The organism is Phenylobacterium conjunctum, from assembly GCF_042679085.1.
Lineage (GTDB): Bacteria > Pseudomonadota > Alphaproteobacteria > Caulobacterales > Caulobacteraceae > Phenylobacterium > Phenylobacterium conjunctum.
In genome coordinates this window covers 18,462-39,502 of the sequence record NZ_JBHTLQ010000024.1, presented here as the reverse complement: position 1 = coordinate 39,502, position 21,041 = coordinate 18,462, and the positions used below count along the sequence as shown (strand labels likewise).

General features: G+C 68.2%; 17 protein-coding genes. 7 read left to right on the top strand and 10 right to left on the bottom strand.

The genetic code is table 11. The annotated features are described in order from the left end of the window. Positions 1 to 15 precede the first annotated feature (15 nt). Genes ACFQ27_RS11820 through ACFQ27_RS11810 form a run of 3 tightly spaced genes read right to left on the bottom strand, consistent with a single transcriptional unit; the run spans position 16 to position 2,775 of the window. A complete protein-coding gene (locus ACFQ27_RS11820; RefSeq protein WP_377353727.1) occupies positions 16 to 384 on the bottom strand; it encodes a VOC family protein in 369 nt (122 codons plus the stop codon). 13 nt (positions 385 to 397) lie between these two features. Beyond that, positions 398 to 1,330 carry a 2-hydroxyacid dehydrogenase gene (locus tag ACFQ27_RS11815; protein ID WP_377353725.1) on the bottom strand — a complete coding sequence of 311 codons (933 nt, stop codon included), beginning with the start codon at positions 1,328 to 1,330 and terminating at the stop codon, positions 398 to 400. A 59-nt stretch (positions 1,331 to 1,389) separates the two neighbouring features. Next, positions 1,390 to 2,775 (bottom strand): serine hydrolase domain-containing protein, encoded by a 1,386-nt coding sequence (locus tag ACFQ27_RS11810; RefSeq protein WP_377353724.1) that lies wholly within the window; start codon positions 2,773 to 2,775, stop codon positions 1,390 to 1,392. Positions 2,776 to 2,978: 203 nt separating this feature from the next. On the opposite strand from ACFQ27_RS11810, the gene ACFQ27_RS11805 reads away from it, so the two are divergent. After that, the gene (locus ACFQ27_RS11805; RefSeq protein ID WP_374347185.1) at positions 2,979 to 4,214 is read left to right on the top strand and encodes an MFS transporter; all 1,236 of its coding nucleotides are present in this window, start codon (positions 2,979 to 2,981) and stop codon (positions 4,212 to 4,214) included. Between the two features lie 3 nt (positions 4,215 to 4,217). Here ACFQ27_RS11805 and ACFQ27_RS11800 read toward each other — a convergent pair whose 3' ends face one another. Further along, positions 4,218 to 4,661, bottom strand: a complete 444-nt coding sequence (locus tag ACFQ27_RS11800; RefSeq protein ID WP_374347183.1) for an Lrp/AsnC family transcriptional regulator — start codon at positions 4,659 to 4,661, stop codon at positions 4,218 to 4,220. Between the two features lie 106 nt (positions 4,662 to 4,767). Between ACFQ27_RS11800 and ACFQ27_RS11795 the strand changes: the two genes are divergently transcribed. Further along, complete coding sequence (locus ACFQ27_RS11795) at positions 4,768 to 5,886, top strand: saccharopine dehydrogenase family protein (protein ID WP_377353723.1); 1,119 nt, start codon at positions 4,768 to 4,770, stop codon at positions 5,884 to 5,886. An 84-nt stretch (positions 5,887 to 5,970) separates the two neighbouring features. Next, on the top strand, positions 5,971 to 7,476 hold the full coding sequence (amaB, locus tag ACFQ27_RS11790) for an L-piperidine-6-carboxylate dehydrogenase (protein ID WP_377353722.1): 1,506 nt from the start codon (positions 5,971 to 5,973) through the stop codon (positions 7,474 to 7,476). A 6-nt stretch (positions 7,477 to 7,482) separates the two neighbouring features. Here the strand turns inward: amaB and ACFQ27_RS11785 are convergent, their stop codons facing one another. The 4 genes from ACFQ27_RS11785 to ettA form a co-directional block, all read right to left on the bottom strand. Continuing rightward, positions 7,483 to 9,210, bottom strand: coding sequence for a calcium-binding protein (locus tag ACFQ27_RS11785; RefSeq protein ID WP_377353721.1), 1,728 nt, complete (start codon positions 9,208 to 9,210; stop codon positions 7,483 to 7,485). A 100-nt stretch (positions 9,211 to 9,310) separates the two neighbouring features. Next, positions 9,311 to 11,038, bottom strand: coding sequence for a calcium-binding protein (locus ACFQ27_RS11780; RefSeq protein ID WP_377353720.1), 1,728 nt, complete (start codon positions 11,036 to 11,038; stop codon positions 9,311 to 9,313). Between the two features lie 108 nt (positions 11,039 to 11,146). Further along, a complete protein-coding gene (locus tag ACFQ27_RS11775; RefSeq protein ID WP_377353719.1) occupies positions 11,147 to 12,646 on the bottom strand; it encodes a calcium-binding protein in 1,500 nt (499 codons plus the stop codon). Between the two features lie 71 nt (positions 12,647 to 12,717). After that, complete coding sequence (ettA, locus tag ACFQ27_RS11770) at positions 12,718 to 14,385, bottom strand: energy-dependent translational throttle protein EttA (RefSeq protein ID WP_377353718.1); 1,668 nt, start codon at positions 14,383 to 14,385, stop codon at positions 12,718 to 12,720. Between the two features lie 193 nt (positions 14,386 to 14,578). Between ettA and ACFQ27_RS11765 the strand changes: the two genes are divergently transcribed. Then, on the top strand, positions 14,579 to 16,921 hold the full coding sequence (locus ACFQ27_RS11765; protein WP_377353717.1) for a TonB-dependent receptor: 2,343 nt from the start codon (positions 14,579 to 14,581) through the stop codon (positions 16,919 to 16,921). An 80-nt stretch (positions 16,922 to 17,001) separates the two neighbouring features. On the opposite strand, the gene ACFQ27_RS11760 is transcribed toward ACFQ27_RS11765, so the two are convergent. Together ACFQ27_RS11760 and ACFQ27_RS11755 are read right to left on the bottom strand one after the other, a co-directional pair. Then, entirely contained in the window at positions 17,002 to 17,688 is a 687-nt protein-coding gene (locus ACFQ27_RS11760; protein ID WP_377353716.1) for a VOC family protein, read from the bottom strand. Then, positions 17,685 to 18,350 carry a TetR/AcrR family transcriptional regulator gene (locus ACFQ27_RS11755; protein ID WP_377353715.1) on the bottom strand — a complete coding sequence of 222 codons (666 nt, stop codon included), beginning with the start codon at positions 18,348 to 18,350 and terminating at the stop codon, positions 17,685 to 17,687. Before ACFQ27_RS11755 ends, ACFQ27_RS11760 begins: the two co-directional genes overlap by 4 nt. Positions 18,351 to 18,438: 88 nt before the next feature. On the opposite strand from ACFQ27_RS11755, the gene ACFQ27_RS11750 reads away from it, so the two are divergent. The 3 genes from ACFQ27_RS11750 to ACFQ27_RS11740 all read left to right on the top strand — a co-directional run bounded on the left by ACFQ27_RS11750 (position 18,439) and on the right by ACFQ27_RS11740 (position 20,989). After that, on the top strand, positions 18,439 to 19,590 hold the full coding sequence (locus ACFQ27_RS11750) for an alpha/beta hydrolase family protein (RefSeq protein WP_377353714.1): 1,152 nt from the start codon (positions 18,439 to 18,441) through the stop codon (positions 19,588 to 19,590). Then, positions 19,580 to 20,740 (top strand): acyl-CoA dehydrogenase family protein, encoded by a 1,161-nt coding sequence (locus tag ACFQ27_RS11745; protein WP_377353713.1) that lies wholly within the window; start codon positions 19,580 to 19,582, stop codon positions 20,738 to 20,740. Before ACFQ27_RS11750 ends, ACFQ27_RS11745 begins: the two co-directional genes overlap by 11 nt. 66 nt (positions 20,741 to 20,806) lie before the next feature. Continuing rightward, entirely contained in the window at positions 20,807 to 20,989 is a 183-nt protein-coding gene (locus ACFQ27_RS11740; protein ID WP_374347161.1) for a CsbD family protein, read from the top strand. Positions 20,990 to 21,041: the final 52 nt, after the last annotated feature.

Here is a 21,041-nt window from a genome sequence, read left to right as displayed (position 1 = left end):
CTTTATGTCTTTATGTCAAGCGCCCGACTTTGGCTCCCACAGCTCGATCTTCAGGCCGGCCGGGTCCATGAGCCAGGCGAAGCGACCGTTCTCGTCGCTGTCGTCGCGACCGGTCGGATGGACCCCCGCGGCGGCGGCCCGGGCCAGCACGCCATCCAGGTCATCGACGATGAAATTGACCATGAACGGGGCGGTCGAGGGCGCGAAGTAGGTCGTATCGGCCTTGAACGGTGACCAGATCGTATAGCCGCGGTCGCCGTGCGGCCACATGGCGCCGGACCAGTCGCCGCCGCCGAAGCCCAGCACCTTGTCGTACCACGCCGCCAGCGTGGCCGGGTCCTCAGCCTTGAAAAACACGCCACCAATCCCGAGCACCTTGGCCATGGGGACCTCCTGATCAGTCCGGAACCGGCGTCACCAGCGGCTTGCCGGCGAAAAAGGCGGCCAGGTTCTCCAGGCATTGGGCGACCATCTTGGGCACGCTGTCCACCGTCGAGCCGGCGGTATGCGGCGTCAGCACCGTCCCCGGCACATCGGCCCAACGCTCGGCCGAGGTCGGCTCCGGCGAGAACACGTCCAGGGCCGCGCGGCCCAGGCGACCGTCCTTCAGCGCCGCGATCAGGGCGTCCTCGTCGATGATCGAACCGCGGGCGACATTGACGATCAGGCCGCGGGGGCCGACCGCGGCGATCACCTCGGCGTCCACCGCCTTACGGTTGGAGGCGTCGGCGCGGCAGGCGACCACCAGGATGTCGCTGTCGGCGGCCAGGGCCAGCAGGCTCTCGGCGCGCGGCCAGCGCGCCTCCTTCGGGCGCGGCCCCCACCAGGAAACCTGCATGCCGAAGGCCTCGACCCGGGTGGCCACAGCCTGGCCGATATGGCCCAGGCCCATGATCCCGACCTTGCGGCCCTTCAGGCCGGGGCGCGGCCCCATGCGGTCGTCATTGCGCCACTTGCCGGCGCGGACGATCTGGTCGCCGGCCACGATGTTGCGCCAGGAGGCGATGATCAGACCGACGGCATGGTCAGCCACGTCCTCGGCGTTCAGGCCGTCGGCGTGGGTCACCTCGATACCGCGCGCCCGGCACCAGGCCACGTCGACCCCGTCATAGCCCACGCTCACGCAGGCGATCAGCTTCAGGGCTGGCAAGCTCTCCAGGAACTCGGGCGTCAGGGCGATCTCGCCGGCATGGACGATGGCCCGGATCTCACCGACCTCCACGCCCTCCATGGCCCAACGCCCCGCCACCCGATAGCCCTGCCCTTCAAGGGCGGCCTGCATGGGCTTGAGCATCTCATGCGAGATCAGCACGAGGGGGGCTTGGGACATCGGGCTCTCCAGTCTGGCGTCGCCTCCGTCTTAGCGAGCCCCGCCAGGCCTGTCCTGCCCTACCGCGCCTCCAGGGCCGCCAGCACCTCGCGGGCGAAACCGGCGAGGTCGAAGGCCTTGGCGCCGGCCTTGTCGAAGCCACGGCGCACGATGATCGTGTTCTTGGACGGCACGATGAAGACGTACTGCCCGCGGTTGCCGTTCATCACATAGGTGTCAGCAGGCAGGCCCTGCGCCGCGCCATACAGCCAGAAGAAGGCGCCATAGCCCGGTCCGCTATCCGGCTGGGTCTGCGCCGGGGTGGCCACGAACTTCGACCAGCCTTGCGGCAGCAGGCGCTCCCCGTTCCAGACGCCGTCGTTCATGTAGAGCAGCCCAAGCCGGCCAAGATCCCGCGCTGTGGTCCAGACCTGGCTGGAGAGGATGTAGTTGCCTTGCCAGTCGGTCTCAGGAACCGTGTGCAACATGCCGATTTTCCAGAAGACTTCCTGGAACGGGAAGTTCAGGGCCGCCTCCCCGTCCCCCATCGCCGCGCGCACGCTGCGCATGGCCAGCAGGGTGTCGTTGTTGGCGTATCGGAAGCGGGTTCCTGGCGCGGCCTCCAGGGGCATGACCGTGGCCGTCTGGGTGACCAGCGCGCCGCCCGCATAGAGTTCGTCCGTGCGGTTGCCCGGACCGTCGGTCCACAGGCCGCTGTTCATGTGCATCAGGTTGGCCAGGGTGATCGCGCGGCGGGGATCCCCCGCCGGCCACTCCGGCACCCGAGCCGGGGTGTCGACCTTCAGCTTGCCCAGCTGAACCGCGCGGCCGACCATGGTCGCGGTCATGCTCTTGGCCGCCGACCAGGTGCGCTGCGGCGTCTGTGGCCCAAAGCCCTCGACATAGCGCTCGGCGACAATCTTTCCGTCGCGGATCACCAGGACCGCGGTGGTGCGAGGCCCCTCCCCCTGGACCGCGGGATCAAAGGCCTTGGAGATCGCCTGATCCAGGGCCGCGGCGACCGGGGCCAGCGGCGTCGCCGTCGCGCCCTCATCGCCATCTGGCCAGGCCTTGCCCACCGCCGAGGGCGGCTTGATCTTCAGCTTCGGCAGGGCAGCGATCGCATCCGGCCCGGCGCCGATGGGCAGGGACGTGCAGCCCAGGCCCGGACGCCAGGCGGCGAGGCGCGGCGGCAACTTGGGATCAAAAGCGACGCTGACGGTCCTGGCCTGCCGGTCGACCTTGGCCTCCAGGGTGCGGATCACCGTCTGGTACTCGGGATAGATCCCCTCCAGGTCCCATTCCGTCGCCTGGGCCTCGGTCAGGCCGGCGTTGAACAGATCCGAGCAGAGGAAGTTCGCCTTGTAGCCGGCGGCGAGCGCCCGGACGTGAGCGTCTTCCGCCGCCTGGGCGGAGGTCGTCAGTAACGGCGTGGCGACAAGGGCAGCGAACAAGAGGCGGCGCATGAAGACTCCCCGGAAGGCTTGTGGCCGGCACACTACAGCGCCGCGCCGAAGTGTCACCGGCCAGCTACGCGGCTTGACAGTTTCCGCCCCGCCCCGGACCCTGGTCGCTCAGGTGGGCCGCGGCGGGCGGCGAAAACATCAGGCCCACCGCCGCCGGCTCACCGTGGCCGGCACCCCTGCATGCGCCTTCATCGGACATCTCCATGACCTCCCCGCCCGCGCTCTGGCGCGACCCCGGCTTCGCCCGCCTCTGGGCGGCCCAGGCCGTCTCCGCCTTCGGCGCCCGCATCACCCGTGAAGGCCTGCCGATCCTGGCGGTCACCACCCTCGCCGCCCCGCCCCTGGCGTTGGGCGCCCTGTCCGCCATGGCCGGCGCCGCCGCCCTCGTCCTGGGGTTCGCGGCCGGCGGCTTTGTCGACAGCCGACCCAGGCGGCCGATCCTGGTCTGGGCCGACCTCGCCCGCCTGGCCGCCCTGGTCACCGTGCCCATCGCCGCCGCCCTGGACCTTCTGTCCCTGCCCCAGGTGTTGATCGTCGCCGGCTTGATCGCCGCCTGCAGCGTGGTGTTCGAGATGGCCAGCCACGCCTACCTGCCCGGCCTCGTGCCGGCGGAGCGCCTGGTCGAGGCCAATTCCAGGCTGGCCACCACCGAGTCCCTGGCCGAGATCGGCGGCCCGGCCCTGGCCGGCCTGATCTTCCAGGTCTTAGCCGCGCCCTTCGCCCTGTTGTTCACCTCGGCGACCTACGGGGTCTCGGCCCTGTTCCTGGGGGCCATCCGGGGACAAGAGCCGCCGCCGGAGCCGCACGCCCATGAGGCCGCCGGGATCACCCAGGGCCTGCGCCTGGCCTGGGATCAGCCGGTGGTCCGGCCGCTCTTGCTGATGACCATGGTTCAAGGCCTCGCGGGCGGCGTCTTCGGCGCGCTCTATGTGCTCTACGTCCTGCGGACTTTGGCCCTGCCGACCAGCCTGATGGGCCTCGCCATCGCCTGCGGCGGCGTCGGCGCTCTGATCGGCGCCTGGCTTGGCCCCGCGCTCGCGCGCCGGATGGGCATGGGACCCGCGATCATTGTGGCCCTCGTCGCCTTTGCCCTCAGCGCCTTGGCCATCGCCCTGGCGCCGAGCGACCGGACCGGCGCGACCCTGGTCCTGATGGCGACCCAGATCGGCGGCGACGCCTTCGGGGTGGCGGCCATGGTGCTGATGACCAGCCTGCGCCAGGCCCTGATGCCTCAGGCGGTGCTGGGTCGGGTGAGCGGCGCGTTCCAGGCCAGCGCCGGCGGGCTGATGGTGTTGGGCGCCCTGGGCGGGGGATGGCTAGGCGGCGAGATCGGCCCCCGCGCGGCCATCGCGCTGGCCGCAGGCGGCTTCTGCCTCATGCCGCTGATCGGCGCCCTGTCGCCCCTGCGTCGGATCGGGGAGCCCCCCGTCAGCGCCTGATGATCAGCGCCTGATCTTGGTCGACAGGATGATCGAGCTGGTGGTGCGCTCCACCCCCTCGATCAGGCCGATCTCGTCGATCACCCGGTCCAACTCCTCGATGGAGCCCGCGGCCACCATGACGATCATGTCGAAGGGGCCGGAGACCGAGTGCAGGGCCTCGACCTGGGGCATGGCGCGCAGGGTGGCCTCGATCTGGCGCGCCGCCTTGGGCGCGGCGGTGACCAGGACGTGGCCACGCACCCGCCGGGCGGCGAGCCCCTCGCCCAGCCGGATGGTGAAGCCGGCGATCACCCCGCTGCGCACCAGCCGGTCGATGCGCGCCTGGACCGTGGTGCGCGACAGGCCGAGCCGGCGCGCGAGGGTCGCCGTCGGCAGGCGCGAATCCGCCTCCAGCAGCCGGATCAGGGCCTGGTCGCGGGCGTCGATCTGCGTTTCGTCATCCATACTTGGCGATCTGCCCAGGTCATCTGCGCGAATATGACGGTCTGACTGTTCACATCGACAGCTCCGCATCGCACCGTCAAGCCTCAACGCTTGGGAGGACTTCAGCATGCGCGGGATCGTGGTGGCCGGTGGCGGCAAGATCGGCGGCGTCATCGCCGAGATGCTTTCGGAAACGGGCGACTATGCCGTCACGGTGATCGATCGTTCAGCCCAGGCGCTTGAGGCCTGCGCGGGCCTGCGCGGCGTGACGACGCGCGTCGCCGACATGACCGATCCCGCCGCCCTGGACGCCGCGCTCACCGGCTGCTTCGCGGTGCTGTCCGCCGCCCCCTTCCACCTGACCGGCAAGGTCGCCGAGGCCGCCGCCCGGGTCGGCTGCCACTATCTGGACCTCACCGAGGACGTGGCCACCACCCGCAAGGTCAAGGCCCTGGCCGAGACCGCCAAGGGCGCCTTCATTCCCCAGTGCGGCCTGGCGCCCGGCTTCATCTCCATCGCCGGCGCCGAGCTGGCCCGCGGCTTCGACAAGGTCGAGGAGCTGCGCCTACGCGTCGGCGCCCTGCCCCGCTTCCCCTCCAACGCCCTGGGCTACAATCTGACCTGGTCCACCGAGGGCGTGATCAACGAGTACTGCGAGCCCTGCGAGGCCCTGGTCGACGGCGAGATCCGCGAGCTGCCGGCGCTCGAAGGGCTGGAGACCTTCAGCCTGGACGGCGTCGCCTATGAGGCCTTCAACACCTCCGGCGGCCTGGGCTCGCTCGCCGAAGTGCTGGCCGGCAAGGCGAAGAACCTGAACTACAAGTCGATCCGCTATCCGGGCCACTGCGGCCTGATGCGCACCCTGCTGAACGACCTCAACCTGCGCGCCCGCCGCGACCTGCTGAAGGATGTGCTGGAAGGCGCGGTGCCGGGCACCGAGCAGGACGTGGTGGTGTTCTTCGTCACGGCGTCAGGCTGGCGGGGTGGCCGCTTGATGCAGGAGAGCTATGCCGGCCGCGTGCTGGGCGAACATCACGGCAAGGGCTTCTGGAGCGCGATCCAGGTGACCACCGCCGCCGGCATCTGCACCGTGCTCGACCTTCTGGCCGCCGGCCGGCTGCCGCAGCAGGGCTATGTGCGCCAGGAGGAGATCGCTCTGTCCGACTTCCTGGCTAACCGGTTCGGCAAGGCCTACGCGCAAGGGACCCCCCCCGCCGCCCAGCCGCAGCTCGCCCAGGTCGCCTGACCCAACACCTCCAGCCTGCCTGTCAGCGCACGCCTTCGCCGGACCCGTTCGGTGGGGTATTGAGCGCACCTGAGGAGATTCCGCATGACCGCCCAGCCCGCTGATGACGCCCGCGCCGTGCTCGCCCGCCTGGGTGTGACCCTGGCCGACCATGAGGGACAGGGCGTCGTCGCGCGCTCGCCCATCGACGGGGCGGTGATCGCCACCCTGCGGGCCCATACTGTGGATGAGGCCAAGGCGGCTATCGACGCCGCGCACGCCGCCTTCGGCGCCTGGCGCACCGTGCCCGCCCCGCGTCGCGGCGAACTGATCCGGCTGTTCGGCGAGGAACTGCGCGCCGCCAAGGCCGACCTCGGCCGCCTGGTCAGCCTGGAAGCCGGCAAGATCACCTCCGAGGGCCTAGGCGAGGTCCAGGAGATGATCGACATCTGCGACTTCGCCGTCGGCCTGTCGCGCCAGCTGCACGGCCTGACCATCGCCACCGAGCGGCCGGGCCACCGGATGATGGAGACCTGGCACCCCCTGGGCGTCTGCGGGATCATTTCAGCCTTCAACTTCCCCGTGGCGGTCTGGTGCTGGAATGCGGCGCTGGCCCTGGTCTGTGGCGACCCCGTAGTCTGGAAGCCGTCCGAGAAAACGCCCCTGACGGCCATCGCCACCCAGGCCGTGTTCGAGAAGGCCCTCGCCCGGTTCGGCGACGCGCCCGCCAACCTGTCGGTGGTGCTGCAGGGCGGGCCCGAGGTCGGCGCCGCGCTCGTGTCGCACCCGAAGGTTCCGCTGGTCTCGGCCACCGGCTCCACCCGCATGGGCCGCGCGGTCGCGCCGATCCTGGCCGAGCGGTTCGCCCGCGCCATCCTGGAGCTCGGCGGCAACAACGCCGCCATCATCGCCCCCTCGGCCGACCTGGAGCTGGCCCTGCGCGGTATCGCGTTTTCGGCCATGGGCACGGCGGGCCAGCGCTGCACCACCCTGCGCCGCCTGTTCGTGCACGAGGATGTCGCCGAGGCCCTGATCCCGCGCCTGAAGGCGGCCTATGCCTCGGTGCCGGTGGGCGATCCCCGCGAGGCCGGAACCCTGGTCGGTCCGCTGATCGACGAGCAGGCCTATGAGGGCATGCAAAAGGCGCTGACTGAAGCCAAGGCCGCAGGTGGTGTGGTCCAGGGTGGCGAGCGGGTCGCCCGCGACGGCGTCTATGTCCGACCGGCCATCGTCGAGATGCCGGCCCAGGCCGGGCCGATGCTGCACGAGACCTTCGCCCCGATCCTCTATGTCGTGCGCTACAAGGACCTGGCCGACGCTATCGCGATGCAGAACGCCACGGCCGCCGGCCTGGCCTCCTCGATCTTCTCCAACGACATCCGCGAGACCGAGCTGTTCCTCTCGGCCCAAGGCTCGGACTGCGGCATCGCCAACGTCAATATCGGCCCTTCTGGCGCCGAGATCGGCGGGGCCTTCGGCGGCGAGAAAGAGACCGGCGGCGGCCGCGAGAGCGGCTCCGACGCCTGGAAGGCCTATATGCGCCGGGCCACCAACACCGTGAACTACTCCCGCGACCTGCCGCTCGCCCAGGGCGTCAAGTTCGACATCTGAGGTCCCTCAGCCGGTGAAGATCCACCCCGTCGGAAGGGTCGAACTGTTCACGCCCACCAGGGTCAGGGTGTCGCCGCCGCCTAGGTCAATGATGGTGTCGGCGCCGACCTGGCGCACGACGTAGCTCGCCCCACCTTCGATCCGGACCTTGTCGCCTTCCGAAGCGGAGAAATCCATCACCCGGTCCGCGCCGGCCCCGGAGAAGACATTGAAGGTGTCAGCGCCCCGTTCGCCATAAAGGGTGTCGTTCCCCCGGTCCCCGCTGAGCCAGTCTGCGCCCCCGGCGCCGTACAGGATATCGTCGCCCTGACCGCCTCGGACAATGTCGGCGCCTTCGCCGCCGACGCAGGTGTCATTGCCCATGTTGCCGTAGACGATGTCGTCGCCGAAGCTGCCATCGACATAGTCGTCGTCCTTGCCGCCGACCACCCAGTCGTCACCGCTGGAGCCGTTCAACGTGTCGTTGCCCATATTGCCGTTGATGTCGTCAAAGCCGCCAGAGCCGGTGATCTGATCGTTGCCTTCGTCGCCGCGCAGGTAGTCGTTTGTGCCTTCGCTGCGAATGACATCGTCGCCCTGGCCGCCGAACATCGAGCTGCGGCCGTGGCTGACCATCAGGTCTGATCCATCGCCGCCATACCCGACGCTGGCGTACAGGCCGGTTATGATCTGATCATTTCCGGCGTCGCCATAGAGCGTGTCCTGGCCGCCGCCCAAGAGGGTGTCGGCGCCGTCACCGCCCATACCGAGGTTGTGATAGCTGCTGGGGTCGCCCGCGAACGAGATGTAGTCCGCGCCGCCTCGGCCGTTGATCGTGTCGTTGCCGGCGCCGCCGGTCAATTGCTCGCCGCCGGCCGCGCCGGCGATACTGTCGTTGCCATCGCCGCCTGTGACGGCCTCGATGTTCGAGACCCGCTCGGTGACTGACGCCTGCGCCTGCAGGACACCCGAAACCCGAACCTGGACGTTGGTCAGGCGAATTTCGCCAGTCGCAAGGTCCGCATTGACGTCGGCGACCGCTTCACTCAGCCCGTCTCCGCCCCAGAACGTGACGAGGTCGAAGCCATCTCCGCCATCGATCGTGTTCGAACCGATGGAGGTTCCGGGAGCCACGGACTCTCGATCCGGCAGCGAGTCCCCGAGGTTGATCATCAGCCTGAACTGGTCGTCGCCAGCGCCGCCGCTCGCGGTGTTGTCGCCGGAACCGACGTAGAAATACTCATTGCCGGACGCCCCAACGAGGCTGTCATTGCCTGAGCCGCCGTAGAGGGCGGCGAAGCCGAAGACGTCACTGGCGGTGATGGTGTCCGCGCCAGCGTCACCGTACATGTAACCCCGGCCGGTGATCACGTCGGCGCCGGCGTCGCCGCGGATCGACGTCGCCCCAAGCCCGGAAATCGTGTCCGCGCCATCGCCCCCGCGGAGGTAGCCACCGTCGGCCGAGATACTGTCATTCCCGGCGCCCCCCGTCGCCGAGGCGGAGGCCAGCCCGACCCCCGACATCGAGATCGTGTCGTCGCCGAGGCCCCCATCGATGCGGCCAACGCCCGAGATGCTGTCCGCGCCGTCCTCCCCGAGCAGCAGGGGCGAGGCGTTGAGGTCCCGGGACGCCACGATGGTGTCCGCACCATCGCCGCCAGCGACCGCGTCGGAGCCGCCGCCCGTGCTGATGCTGTCGGACCCCGATGTGCCCGTCAGGCTCTCCGCGGCGGAGGTTCCAGTAATGGTGCTCACGTCACGCTCCCCAATTCGCTTCGGCACGCGAGCACGCGCTCGCCGACAATATCAAGACACCTCAATTGAAGGTTGATTCGGCTGCGTCTGCGCGACTCTCTCAGCCCGTGAAGATCCACCCCGCCGGCAGGCTTGAGCTGTTCACGCCAACCAGGGTCAGGGTGTCGCCGCCGCCTAGGTCGATGATGGTGTCGGCGCCGACCTGGCGCACGACGTAGCTCGCCCCGCCCTCGATGCGGACCTTGTCGCCTTCCGCCGCATTGAAGTCCGTCACCCGGTCCCCACCGGCGCCTGCGAAAAAGTTGAAGATGTCGGCTCCAGCGCCGCCGGCCAGGGTGTCATTGCCCCGGTCCCCGCTCAGCCAGTCGGCGCCGGCGTCGCCGGAGACGCTGTCGTCGCCCTGCCCGCCGCGCACGATGTCGGCCCCGTCGCCGCCATAGCAGGTGTCGTTGCCCATATTGCCGTAGACGATGTCGCCGCCAGCGTCGCCAAAGAGCAGGTCGTTGTCCTTGCCCCCGACGACCCAGTCGTCGCCAGCGTTCCCGTGGGCGGTGTCGTCGCCCATGTTGCCGTTGATGTCGTCGAAGCCAACTCCCCCGCGGATGGTGTCGTTACCTTCATCGCCACGCAGGTAAGCATTGGCCCCATAGGACTCGATGACGTCATCACCCAATCCGGCGAAGATTGAACTGGCTCCGTTGTTGTAGAAGGTGTCGGCTCCGTCGCCACCGTAGGCGACGGACGCGTATAGGCTGGTGGAAATCTGGTCATTGCCGGCGTCGCCATAGAGGGTGTCCTGGCCGCCGCCGTACAAGCTGTCGGCGCCGTCGCCGCCATACCCGAGATTGCTCCGGGCCGCGTTGTCGCCGGTGAAGAATATCTCGTCGTCACCGCCCCGTCCGTTGATGGTGTCATTCCCCAACCCGCCCTCGAACCTCTCGGAGGCGCCGGAGCCCGCCATGCTGTCATCACCATCTCCCCCGACGAGGTGTTCAATGCTGGTGACGTGATAGGTGACCGACGGCCTGGATTGCCAGGAGCCCGACAGGAGTATCTTGAGGTCGGTCACCCGCACTTCACCCGCCGCCAGATCAGCGACCACGACGCCGCGCGCCTGAACCTCGACATTGGAGGGGCTGGCGATCCAGACGGTGTCCAAGCCGGCGCCGCCATCCAGTATGTTGTCGCCGAGCGAGTCCGCTGTCATCTGGCCGGTATGCTGGGCGTTGGTGTCTCCCAGCCCCTGCATCATGACGAAGTTGTCGTCTCCGGCGCCGCCCATGGCGGTGTTCTCGCCGGATCCCACATAGAGGAAATCATTCCGGTCGCCCCCAAGGAGGCTATCATTTCCAGTTCCGCCACGGAGCCAAGCGATGGAGGCCGTTCCAGACGCTGCCAGAGTATCGTTTCCAGCGTCACCGAATAGCTCACCCGTGCCTGCGAGAGAGTCGTTCCCCTCGTCGCCAAATCCATTGATGCTGTAGACGCCTGTTATGGTGTCCGATCCCAAGCCCCCCATGGCGTTGCCGACGCCGAGTTGGATGAGGTCGTTGCCCGCGCCGCCCGTCACAAAGGCCGATTGACCTAGGCCGACCGACGACACGGTATCGTCCCCGCCACCACCGTCGATGTACCCGACGCCATTGATGCTGTCGTTGCCTGCATCTCCGTTGAGCGTGGGTCCATTCCCGGTGTAGCCGGTGGTGGTGATTGTATCTGCACCATCGCCGCCATAGACGGTATCGGTGCCGCCACCTGCCACGATGCTGTCATTGCCGGAGGAGCCCGAAAGGCTTTCGGAGCCGGAAGTCCCCACGATGTCGGCCAAGGCGTTTCCCTTGCAATATCAAGCGGCTGAAAATTGCGCGCCGAACGCGCTGAATTTTGTCAGTCAATTCTTAGTTGAAGCTTGGAGTTTGACCAGCCTCCAAGCTGGCTAGCCTGAGAAGATCCACCCCGCCGGCAGGCTTGAGCTGTTCACGCCAACCAGGGTCAGGGTGTCGCCGCCGCCTAGGTCGATGATGGTGTCGGCGCCGACCTGGCGCACGGCGTAGCTTGCGCCGCCCTCGATCCGGACCTTGTCGCCCTCCGCCGCATTGAAGTCCGTCACCCGGTCCCCACCGGCGCCTGCGAAGAAGTTGAAGGTGTCCGCTCCAGCGCCGCCGGCCAGGGTGTCATTGCCCCGGTCCCCGCTCAGCCAGTCGCCCCCCGCGTCGCCGGAGACCGAGTCGTCGCCCTGCCCGCCGCGCACGACGTCATCCCCTTCGCCGCCATAGCAGGTGTCGTTCCCGAGGTTCCCGTAGACAATGTCCGAGCCGGCGTCGCCGTAGAGCAGGTCATTGTCCTTGCCGCCGACAGCCCAGTCGTCGCCACCAAGACCGTGGACGGTGTCATTGCCCATGTTGCCGTTGATGTCGTCGAAATCGGCGCCGCCGGCGAGCTGGTCGGCGCCTGCGTCTCCGCGCAGGTAGCTTGCGCCGTCATTGCCGTAGACCGTGTCATCACCGTCTCCGCCCAGGACGCTGTCGGCGCCAGCCTCGCCCAGCAAATAATCGTTCCCCGCCTGCCCCTGAATACTGTCCGCCCCATCGCTCCCGCGGATTTCATTGGCGGCCGAAGATCCGGACAGGGTGTCACCAAAGGCGCTCCCGAGCAGCTTCTCAATGGAGACCAACTGGTCGACCCCCAGGCCGCCGCCTACCGCCTGCGGCGTGGACACCTGCAGGTCGATGGTGAGGCCGGCGGTGGCTTCGGAGCCGCTGTAGCCATAGCGCGCCGTCGCAGAAGGGCCGTAGTCGGCGGTGTCATAACCTCCGCCGCCCATCAGGGTGTCGTTCCCGGCGTCCCCGCGCAAAGTCGAGTTCTGGCCGTTGGCGTACAGATAGTCGTCGCCCGCGCCGCCCTGCAGCACCGAGCCTCGTGACGACCACGCGCCGGTCCAGCCACCGATGAGCGTGTCGGCGTAAGCTGAGCCGATGACGCCATTGACGCGTGTGATCTGGTCCACGCCCTGCCCGCCGCCCACGGCCTGAGCCCCGGTGACGGACAAGTCCACGCGCACGCCTGAGGTCGCCGCAGAATAGGTGGCGAAGATGAAGGAGGTCTCGCTGACCTTGCCGTCGATGAAGTCATCGCCAGCCCCGCCGTTAAGGAATTCGGTATTCTCCCCGCCGCCGCCGATCAGTGTGTCATCCCCCGCATCGCCGTGCAGGACGCCGCCGCCATATGCGTATTGGGTCACGTCCAGGCGATCATTGCCGGCCCCGCCGGACAGGGTGTCGAAGCCGAAATTTGAGGCGAAGCTCGCGGCGCCATAGAGCGTGTCTGCGCCCCCACCGCCCGACAGGCTGTCAGAGCCGTTGCTGCCGGTCAGGGTGTCATCGTCACCGCCGCCCACCAGGGTGTCGCCAAAACGGGTCGCGGTGAGGATACTCATGGCCAAACTCTACCTGGCCTTGTACACTCCGCAAGCTTGAACCGCACCGCGAGGGTGCGGTTCGCTTAGACCTACCGCCCGAACTTCTGGAACTTGATCCGGTGGGGGATGAGGCTGTCGGCGCCGAGGCGGCGCTTCTTGTCTTCCTCATAGGCTTCGAAGTTGCCCTCGAACCATTCCACGTGGCTGTCGCCCTCGAAGGCCAGGATGTGGGTGGCCAGGCGGTCCAGGAACCAGCGGTCGTGGCTGATGACCACGGCGCAGCCGGCGAACTCTTCCAGAGCCTCTTCGAGGTTCTGCAGGGTCTCGATGTCCAGATCGTTGGTCGGTTCGTCGAGCAGGATGACGTTGCCGCCAGTGGCGAGCGTCTTGGCCAGGTGGACGCGGTTGCGCTCACCGCCGGACAAGAGGCCCACCTTCTTCTGCTGGTCGCCGCCCTTGAAGTTGAACGAGCCGACATAGGAGCGCGTGTTGATCTCGCGCTTGCCCACCAACATGATGTCCAGGCCGCCGGAGACCTCCTGCCAGATGGTCTTGCTGGCGTCGAGGGCGTCGCGGCTCTGGTCGACATAGGCCAGCTTGACGGTCTCGCCGAGGCGGAATGTCCCCGCGTCCGGCAGCTCCTGGCCGGTGATGATCCGGAACAGGGTCGACTTGCCGGCGCCGTTCGGGCCGATCACGCCAACGATGCCGTTGGGCGGCAGGCGGAAGGACAGGTCCTTGAACAGCACCTTGTCGCCATAGGACTTGGACAGACCCTCGGCCTCCAGCACCACATTGCCCAGGCGCGGGCCCGGCGGGATCTGGATGGTGGCGAAGGTCTGGGCTTGGCGGGCGTTCTCCTGCTCGCGGACCATTTCCTCGTAGGCGGCCAGACGGGCCTTGGACTTGGCCTGGCGGGCCTTGGCGCCCGAGCGAACCCATTCCAGTTCGCGGGTCATGGCGCGCTGGCGGGCTTCGCTTTCGGACTGCTCCTGGACGATGCGCTTGGTCTTCTGCTCCAGCCAGCCGGAGTAGTTGCCCTCGTAGGGGATGCCCTTGCCGCGGTCGAGTTCCAGGGTCCACTTGGTCACCTGATCCAGGAAGTAGCGGTCGTGGGTGACGAGGATCACGCAGCCCGGGAAGGCTTCCAGGTGGTGCTGCAGCCAGGCGACGCTTTCGGCGTCCAGGTGGTTGGTCGGCTCGTCCAGCAGCAGCATGTCGGGCTTGCTGAGCAGCAGGCGGGCCAGGGCCACGCGGCGCTTTTCACCCCCGGACAGGTTGTCGACGGCCCAGTCGTTGGGCGGGCAGCGCAGGGCGTCCATGGCCATCTCGACGCGGCTGTCGATGTCCCACAGATCGCCAGCGTCGATCTTCTCCTGGAGGGCGGTCATCTCCTCCATGAGTTCGTCGGTGTAGTTGTCGCCCAGTTCGGCGGCGATGGCGTTGTAGCGGTCGAAGATCTTCTTTTCTTCGCACCAGGCGATCACGTTCTCCCAGACGTTCAGGGCCGGGTCGAGGTGCGGCTCCTGCTCCAGGTAGCCCATCTTCACGCCGTCGGCGGCCTTGGCCTCGCCCTGGAACTCCTGGTCCAGGCCGGCCATGATCTTCAGCAGGGTCGACTTACCCGAGCCGTTGACCCCGACCACGCCGATCTTGGCGTCGGAGTAGAACGACAGCCAGATGTTCTCGAACACCTTCTTGCCGCCGGGATAGGCCTTGGTCAGGCCCTGCATCTGGAAAATGTACTGCTGCGCCATGGGGCGTTCGGCTCGCTCGTCGGAATAAGGGAATTCGCGTGCGGAGATAGCGGTCCGGGGCTTGATACGCAACGCCCGCGAGGCGGCGGAAGCTTCACCGATCCGACGCAGGCTCGTCGCCCAAGTGTCGCATAGCAGCGCTAGCTCACCCGCAACGCCCGCCCTCTCCCGGCGGGCCGAAGGGGATGACAACATGAAACAACAGCTTCTCGCTGGCGCCTGCGCCGGCGCCCTCCTCCTGGCCTCGGGCCAGGCTTTCGCCGCCGAGGCGGCCGCCGACGCCGCCGACGCCTCGGCCTCCGTCGAAGAACTGGTGGTCTATGGCAAGGGCGAGAGCCGCCAGGTCCAGCAGATCGCTATCCAGGAAGTCGAACAGGCCGCCCCCGGCACCAGCCCGATCAAGCTGGTCGAGAAGCTGCCCGGCGTGAACTTCCAGTCCGCCGACGCCTTCGGCGCCTATGAGTGGTCGACCCGCATCTCGATCCGCGGCTTCAACCAGAACCAGCTGGGCTTCACCCTCGACGGCGTGCCGCTCGGCGACATGAGCTACGGCAACCACAACGGCCTGCACATCAGCCGCGCCATCATGTCGGAAGACCTGGGCGCCGTTGAGCTGGCTCAAGGCTCCGGCGCGCTCGGCACCGCCTCGTCGTCCAACCTGGGCGGCACCCTGAAGTTCGCCTCGCGCGATCCGTCCGCCGAGATGGGCGCCTTTGTCGCCGCTACCCTGGGCTCCGACAACATGCGCCGCGGCTTCGTGCGCCTGGAGACCGGCGAGCTGCCCAGCGGCGGCCGCGCCTTCATCAGCTACGGCAACCAGGACGCCGACAAGTGGAAGGGCGTGGGCGTCCAGAAGCAGGAACAGATCGACTTCAAGTTCGTCCAGCCGATCGGCGAGGGCAAGGTCAGCGGCTTCTACGGCTGGTCCAAGCGCCGCGAGAACGACTACCAGGACCTGTCGCTCGAGATGATCAAGCGCCTGGGCTACGGCTGGGACAACATCTCGGGCAATTACGCCCTGGCCAACCAGGTCGCCGACACCGCGCTCGCCAACTACCTGACCAAGGGCGTCTCGGGCGATCCGGCCTATTGCGTGTCCGATCCGGGCACGGGGACGAACGTCTATCCCTCGCCGATCAAGTGCGATGACGACGCCTATTTCGACGCCGGCGGCCTGCGCGATGACAAGCTGTGGTCGCTGACCGGTGAGATGCCGTTCGGCGAGGCGGTGAAGGTCACGGCCACCCTCTACGGCCACACCAACAAGGGCCAGGGCAGCTGGTACGCCCCGCTGAACCCGTCGCCGAACTTTGGCGTCGTGGGCGCGACGACCTCGAACGCGTCCATGTCCTTCCGCACCACCGAGTACAGCATCGACCGCAATGGCCTGGTGCTCGGCGGCGACATCAATCTCGGCGCCCACGCCATCCACCTGGGCGGCTGGTACGAGGACAACGACTTCGAACAGGCCCGGCGCTACTACGCCCTGGACCGCGCGGCCAACAACCGCGACGCCCTGTCCTTCCAGTCGAACCCCTTCAAGACCCGCTGGCACTACGCCTTCAACACCAAGACCACCCAATTCTCGGTCGAGGATGTCTGGACCGTCACCGACGCCCTGAAGGTCAACTTCGGCTTCAAGTCCCTGAAGGTCGAGAACAAGGCCAAGTTCCTGGACGGCTACGGCCCGCTGGTGAACTCCGGCGCCATCCAGTCGAAGGACAGCTTCCTTCCGCAGGTGGGCGTCAACTACAAGCTCAGCGACAACAGCGAGCTGTTCGGCTCCTACACCGAGAACCTGCGCGCCTTCGTCAGCGCCGCCACCGCTGGGCCGTTCTCGACCACCCAGCCGGGCTTTGACGCCATCAAGTCCAAGCTGAAGCCGGAAACCTCCAAGACGGTCGAGGCCGGCTGGCGCTTCCGCACGGCGGACTTCCAAGGCGTCATCGCCGCCTACCACGTGAAGTTCGAGAACCGCCTCCTGGCCACGGCCTCGGGCTCGGGCGTCGCCGGCAATCCCAGCGTCCTGTCCAATGTCGGCAGCGTCACCACCAACGGCCTGGAAGCCGCGGGCACCTGGAGCATCAACGACGCCTGGTCGCTGTTCGGCTCCTACGCCTACAACTCATCGAAGTTCGATGATGACGTGCGCAACGGCTCCGGCGCCCTGGTCGCCAAGATCAGCGGCAAGACCCTGCCCGACGCGCCGAAGTCGGTCGCCAACCTGTCCCTGGCCTACGACCAGGACGGCTGGTTCGGCGCGCTGAACGCCCACTACACGGGCAAGCGCTTCATCACCTACACCAATGACCTCAGCGTCTCGGGCGTCACCACCTTCGACCTGAACCTGGGCTACCGGTTCCAGGGCGAGGGCCTGACCAAGGGTCTCGAGATCCAGGCCAACGTCACCAACCTGCTGGACAAGAAGTACATCTCGACCATCGGCTCGAACGGCTTCTCCAACTCGGGCGACAGCCAGACCCTGCTGGCTGCGGCTCCGCGCCAGGTCTTCGTGACCGTCCGCAAGCAGTTCTAAGTTCCCCTCCCCTCCCGGATTTTCCGGCCCCGCCGCGTCCGCGCGGCGGGGTTTTCTTTTGGAGGTTCAGGCTGGGGCGATCAGGCCGGCTCGCCCACCGGCGGGGCGGTGTAGGAGGCCGACTTGGTCAGCACCTCGTCGGGGATCTTCAGCATCTGCTGATAGACCTCGGGCGGATAGACCATGTGCGGCTTGGCCGGGTCATAGGCCGGCTGCGGCACCGGGCTCGGGCCCGTGTAAGCGGTCGGCGCCTTGAAGCGCGCGGCCTCCTCGGGCGAGATCCCGGCCTTGGCCAGCACCGCGGGGTCGATCCACTTGGCGGGGTCGACCGGCTCGGCGGAGGTGGCGACCTCAAGGGTCATCTGGTCGGGGCCGGCGAAGTAGATCGAGCTGCACATGCCGTGGTCGATGGGGCCGATCACATTGATCCCATGGCTGCGGATCCGGTCGCGCATGGCCACCAGCTGTTCCGGCGTATCCACCCGGAAGGCGACATGCTGCAGGGTGCCCGCCGCGCTGGGCAGGCCGCCGGACCCGGCGTGGGTCTTGCCGATCTCGATGGGGATATCGGCCACCTGAGGCATCTGCACGATCGAGAAATAGCCGTGGTCGTTCATGCGCAGGAAGGCGTGCAGGGCGCCCGGCACCCCGTGCATGTCGAAGATGGCCACCAGCGGACAGCCCATGACCTCCGAGAAGAAGGCGATGTGCTTCTTGATGTCCGAGGCCATGAAGGCCAGGTGGTGAATGCCGTTCGGTTGGGTCATGGGGCTTCCTCCGCATCGCGGCCGCTTCTGTCGGCGACCAGGCCCTGCATCAGGGCGTTCAAGATCAGTTCCTCGTGCGCCGCGCGGCCCTCTGGCGTGTCGGGCTCGTAGCCGAACTCGCTGCGCAGCAGGGGCGCCAGGTTGACCGCGCCGACGGCGGCGGCCTGCACGGTGACCACCAGCAGTTCAGGCGGAAACGGCTTCAGCTCGCCGGCCGCCATGGCGCGCCGCGCCAGCTCAGCCAGGCGGCGGTTGCGCGCGCCGGTCAGGTTTTCGTTCAGCCAGGCCAGGCGCTCGCCCCCGGCCATGCCTTCCAGGGCGATGATCCGGCCCAGCGCCGGGTGACGCCAACTGACCTCCAGGAACATCCGCATGGCCATGCGCAGCTGGGTCAGCGGCGGGGCGTCACGGGCCGCCTTCAACAGCCGCTCCTCGTCGCGGATCACCGCCGCCAGCTCCAGCATGGCGCTGCGCCACAGGTGGTCCTTGTCGCGGAAGTGATAGTGCAGGGTCGGCTGGCTGACCTCCGCGGCCTCGGCGATGCCGGACAGGGTCACCCGCTCAAAGCCCAGCCTGGAGAACTGGTCCAGCGCCACCTCGCGGATGCGGGCGGCGGTGCGTTCCCCCTTGCCCAGAGCGACGACGGTGGCGGTCTTTGACAACAGAATTGACTTTCTAATCAGCTTTCCTGATTTGATACTCAAAAATAAGGTCAGGGCAAGCGCGCCCTGGACGGTCAGGGAGGATCAGATGGCGGTGGTGCGCGAGCCCTATGGCTTCGTTCATGCGGATACGAGCCGGCTCAAGGAGGTCTATGGCGGCCCGACCGGCCAGGTCTTCGTGGAGTGCATGCGCATCCGCCCAGAGACGGGGGAGTCCAAGACCGCGATCGTGTTCAGCCATCCGGTGGGCGGCGGCTCGTTCCTGCCGCTGGTCAACGCCCTGGCCTACGGCGGCCACCACGTCATCTACTGCAACCCGCGCTATCGCGGGAACGATACGGCCCTGATCATGGAGAAGTGCGTCCTCGACCTGGGCGCCTGCATCAAGGACCTGAAGACCCGGTTCGGCTACGAGAAGGTGGTCCTGGGCGGCTGGTCCGGCGGCGGGTCCTTGTCCCTGTTCTACCAGGACCAGGCCGAGCACCCGACGCTCACCGACACCCCGGCCGGCGACGCCGTCGACCTGGTCGGCGCCGGGCTCGAGCCCGCCGACGGGATCCTGCTGCTGGCCGCCCACATCAGCCGCTCCATCACCATGACCGAATGGCTGGACCCCTCGATCCTGGACGAGGACAAGCCCTTCGAGCGCGACCGCGAGCTCAACATCTACGCTCCGGACTGCCCGAACCAGCCGCCCTACTCCGCCGAGTTCGTGGCCAAGTTCCGGGCCGCCCAGATCGCCCGCAACCGGCGCATCACCGCCCGGGTCAAGCAGACCCTGGCCGAGCTGAAGGCCTCCGGCGAGCCGGACGCCGAGCGGCCCTTCGTGGTCTATGGCACCATGTGCGACGTGCGCTGGACCGACCCGGCCCAGGATCCCTCCGACCGCCGGCCGGGGACCTGCTATCTGGGCGAGCCCAAGATCGCAAATGACGGGCCCGTCGGCCTGGGCCGCTTCACCACCCTGCGCTCCTGGCTGTCCCAGTGGAGCTATGACGAGAGCCGCGCGAACGGCGTGGTCAATGCGCAGCGCATCTCCTGCCCGGTGCTGGTGATCAACAACACCGCGGACCTCGCCTGCACGCCCAGCCACGCCCAGCGCCTGTTCGACGCCGTCGGCTCCAAGGACAAGGAGATCGTGCAGATCAAGGACGCCGACCACTACTACGTCGAACGTCGCGACCTTTTGCCGACGGCGGTGGCCACGGTGGCGGACTGGCTGGCGCGCCATGGATTCTGACGCCATCTCGGCGGCCGTCGACGCCATGGTCCCGCGGCTCGCTGCCCGGGCCGCCGAGGCCGAAGCCTTGCGCCGCATGCCCGACGCCACCGTCGCCGAGGCTGAGGCGGCGGGGTTCCTCGGCATGATGACGCCGCGCCGATGGGGTGGAGCGGAGGCGGGTTTCACCGCCTTCTATGACGCGACCCGTCGCCTGGCCCAGGGCTGCCCCTCGAGCGCCTGGACCCTGTCCTTCCTGGCCCTGCACTGCTGGCTCTTGTGCCGCTTCGATCCCCGCCTGCAGGAGGAGGTGTTCGCCGCCGGCCCTGCGCCCCGCGCGCCGGCCCCGCTCGCCCCTACCGGCAAGCTCACCCGGGTCGAGGGCGGCTTTCGCCTCACCGGCCGCTGGGAATGGGCGACCGGGGTCATGCATTCCGACTGGGCCATGGTCACCGGGGTCGATCCCGAAGGCATGGGCCCGCGCTTCTGCGTCCTGCCCATCGCCGACGTCGAGATCGAGGACGTCTGGCATACGGCCGGCATGTGCGCGACCGGTTCCAACACCATCCATGTCCGCGACGTCTTCGTGCCCGAGCACCGCACCCTGGAGGCCTGGCGCACCAAGCTCGGCCAGACGCCGGGCGAGGCCTTCCCTCCCGGCTCCAATGTCGGCTGGCCGCTGAACGCGGCCCTGGCGCTGGTGGCCTGCACCCCGGCCCTGGGCGCGGCCGAGGCCGCGCTGGAGGTCTTCACCCGACGCATGCAGGAAAAGCAGCAGGCCTATGGCGGCGGGGTGAAGGCGGCCGAGTTGCCCTCCATCCACCTGCGGCTGGGCGAGGCGACGGCGACGGTCCGCGCGGCGCGCCTGGTCTGGGCCGACGCCATCGCCACCCTGGAGCGGATCGGCGCCCAGGGCGGACCGGCGGCCAACGCGGATCTCGCCGCCATCCGGCTGGCGGCGGCCGACGTGGTGCGCATGGCCAATGTCGCGGTGAACAGCCTGGCGGGCGCGGCGGGGGCCAGTTCGGGCTTCCTCACCTCCCCCCTCCAGCGCCACCTGCGGGACGTGCAGATGATGCGTGGCCATGTGGTCTTCGACTGGGACCGCGCGGCCCAGATCGGCGGCCGCATCGCCCTGGGCCTGGAGCCGACCCTGGCCGATCTGCTCTAGCCATCGCCGCGGAACCGGCGCGCCGCCCGGACGTATTGCAGGGACCCCACACGAAGGAGACCCCGCATGCACAAGGACACCATCAAGGGCGCCGCCAAGGAGGCCGTGGGTTCCGCCAAGCAGGCGATCGGCAAGGCCACTGGCAATGAACGGCTCGAGGCTGAAGGCGCCGCCGACAAGACGGCGGGCAAGGTCCAGAAAGGCGTCGGCGACCTCAAGGACGCCGCCCGCGACGCTCTGAAGCACTGACCCCCTTCCCGTTGCCGCCGGCGACGTCCCCATTGCCGACGGAACATGCAGG

Bases quoted from the DNA above. Each gene is read 5' to 3' on its own strand.
- ACFQ27_RS11820 (WP_377353727.1), bottom strand. From the start codon at position 384: ATGGCCAAGGTGCTCGGGATTGGTGGCGTGTTTTTCAAGGCTGAGGAC.
- ACFQ27_RS11815 (WP_377353725.1), bottom strand. From the start codon at position 1,330: ATGTCCCAAGCCCCCCTCGTGCTGATCTCGCATGAGATGCTCAAGCCC.
- ACFQ27_RS11765 (WP_377353717.1), top strand. From the start codon at position 14,579: ATGAAACAACAGCTTCTCGCTGGCGCCTGCGCCGGCGCCCTCCTCCTG.
- amaB (WP_377353722.1), top strand. From the start codon at position 5,971: ATGACCGCCCAGCCCGCTGATGACGCCCGCGCCGTGCTCGCCCGCCTG.
- ACFQ27_RS11775 (WP_377353719.1), bottom strand. From the start codon at position 12,646: ATGAGTATCCTCACCGCGACCCGTTTTGGCGACACCCTGGTGGGCGGC.
- ACFQ27_RS11810 (WP_377353724.1), bottom strand. From the start codon at position 2,775: ATGCGCCGCCTCTTGTTCGCTGCCCTTGTCGCCACGCCGTTACTGACG.
- ACFQ27_RS11795 (WP_377353723.1), top strand. From the start codon at position 4,768: ATGCGCGGGATCGTGGTGGCCGGTGGCGGCAAGATCGGCGGCGTCATC.
- ACFQ27_RS11760 (WP_377353716.1), bottom strand. From the start codon at position 17,688: ATGACCCAACCGAACGGCATTCACCACCTGGCCTTCATGGCCTCGGAC.
- ACFQ27_RS11745 (WP_377353713.1), top strand. From the start codon at position 19,580: ATGGATTCTGACGCCATCTCGGCGGCCGTCGACGCCATGGTCCCGCGG.
- ACFQ27_RS11805 (WP_374347185.1), top strand. From the start codon at position 2,979: ATGACCTCCCCGCCCGCGCTCTGGCGCGACCCCGGCTTCGCCCGCCTC.
- ACFQ27_RS11740 (WP_374347161.1), top strand. From the start codon at position 20,807: ATGCACAAGGACACCATCAAGGGCGCCGCCAAGGAGGCCGTGGGTTCC.
- ACFQ27_RS11750 (WP_377353714.1), top strand. From the start codon at position 18,439: ATGGCGGTGGTGCGCGAGCCCTATGGCTTCGTTCATGCGGATACGAGC.
- ettA (WP_377353718.1), bottom strand. From the start codon at position 14,385: ATGGCGCAGCAGTACATTTTCCAGATGCAGGGCCTGACCAAGGCCTAT.
- ACFQ27_RS11800 (WP_374347183.1), bottom strand. From the start codon at position 4,661: ATGGATGACGAAACGCAGATCGACGCCCGCGACCAGGCCCTGATCCGG.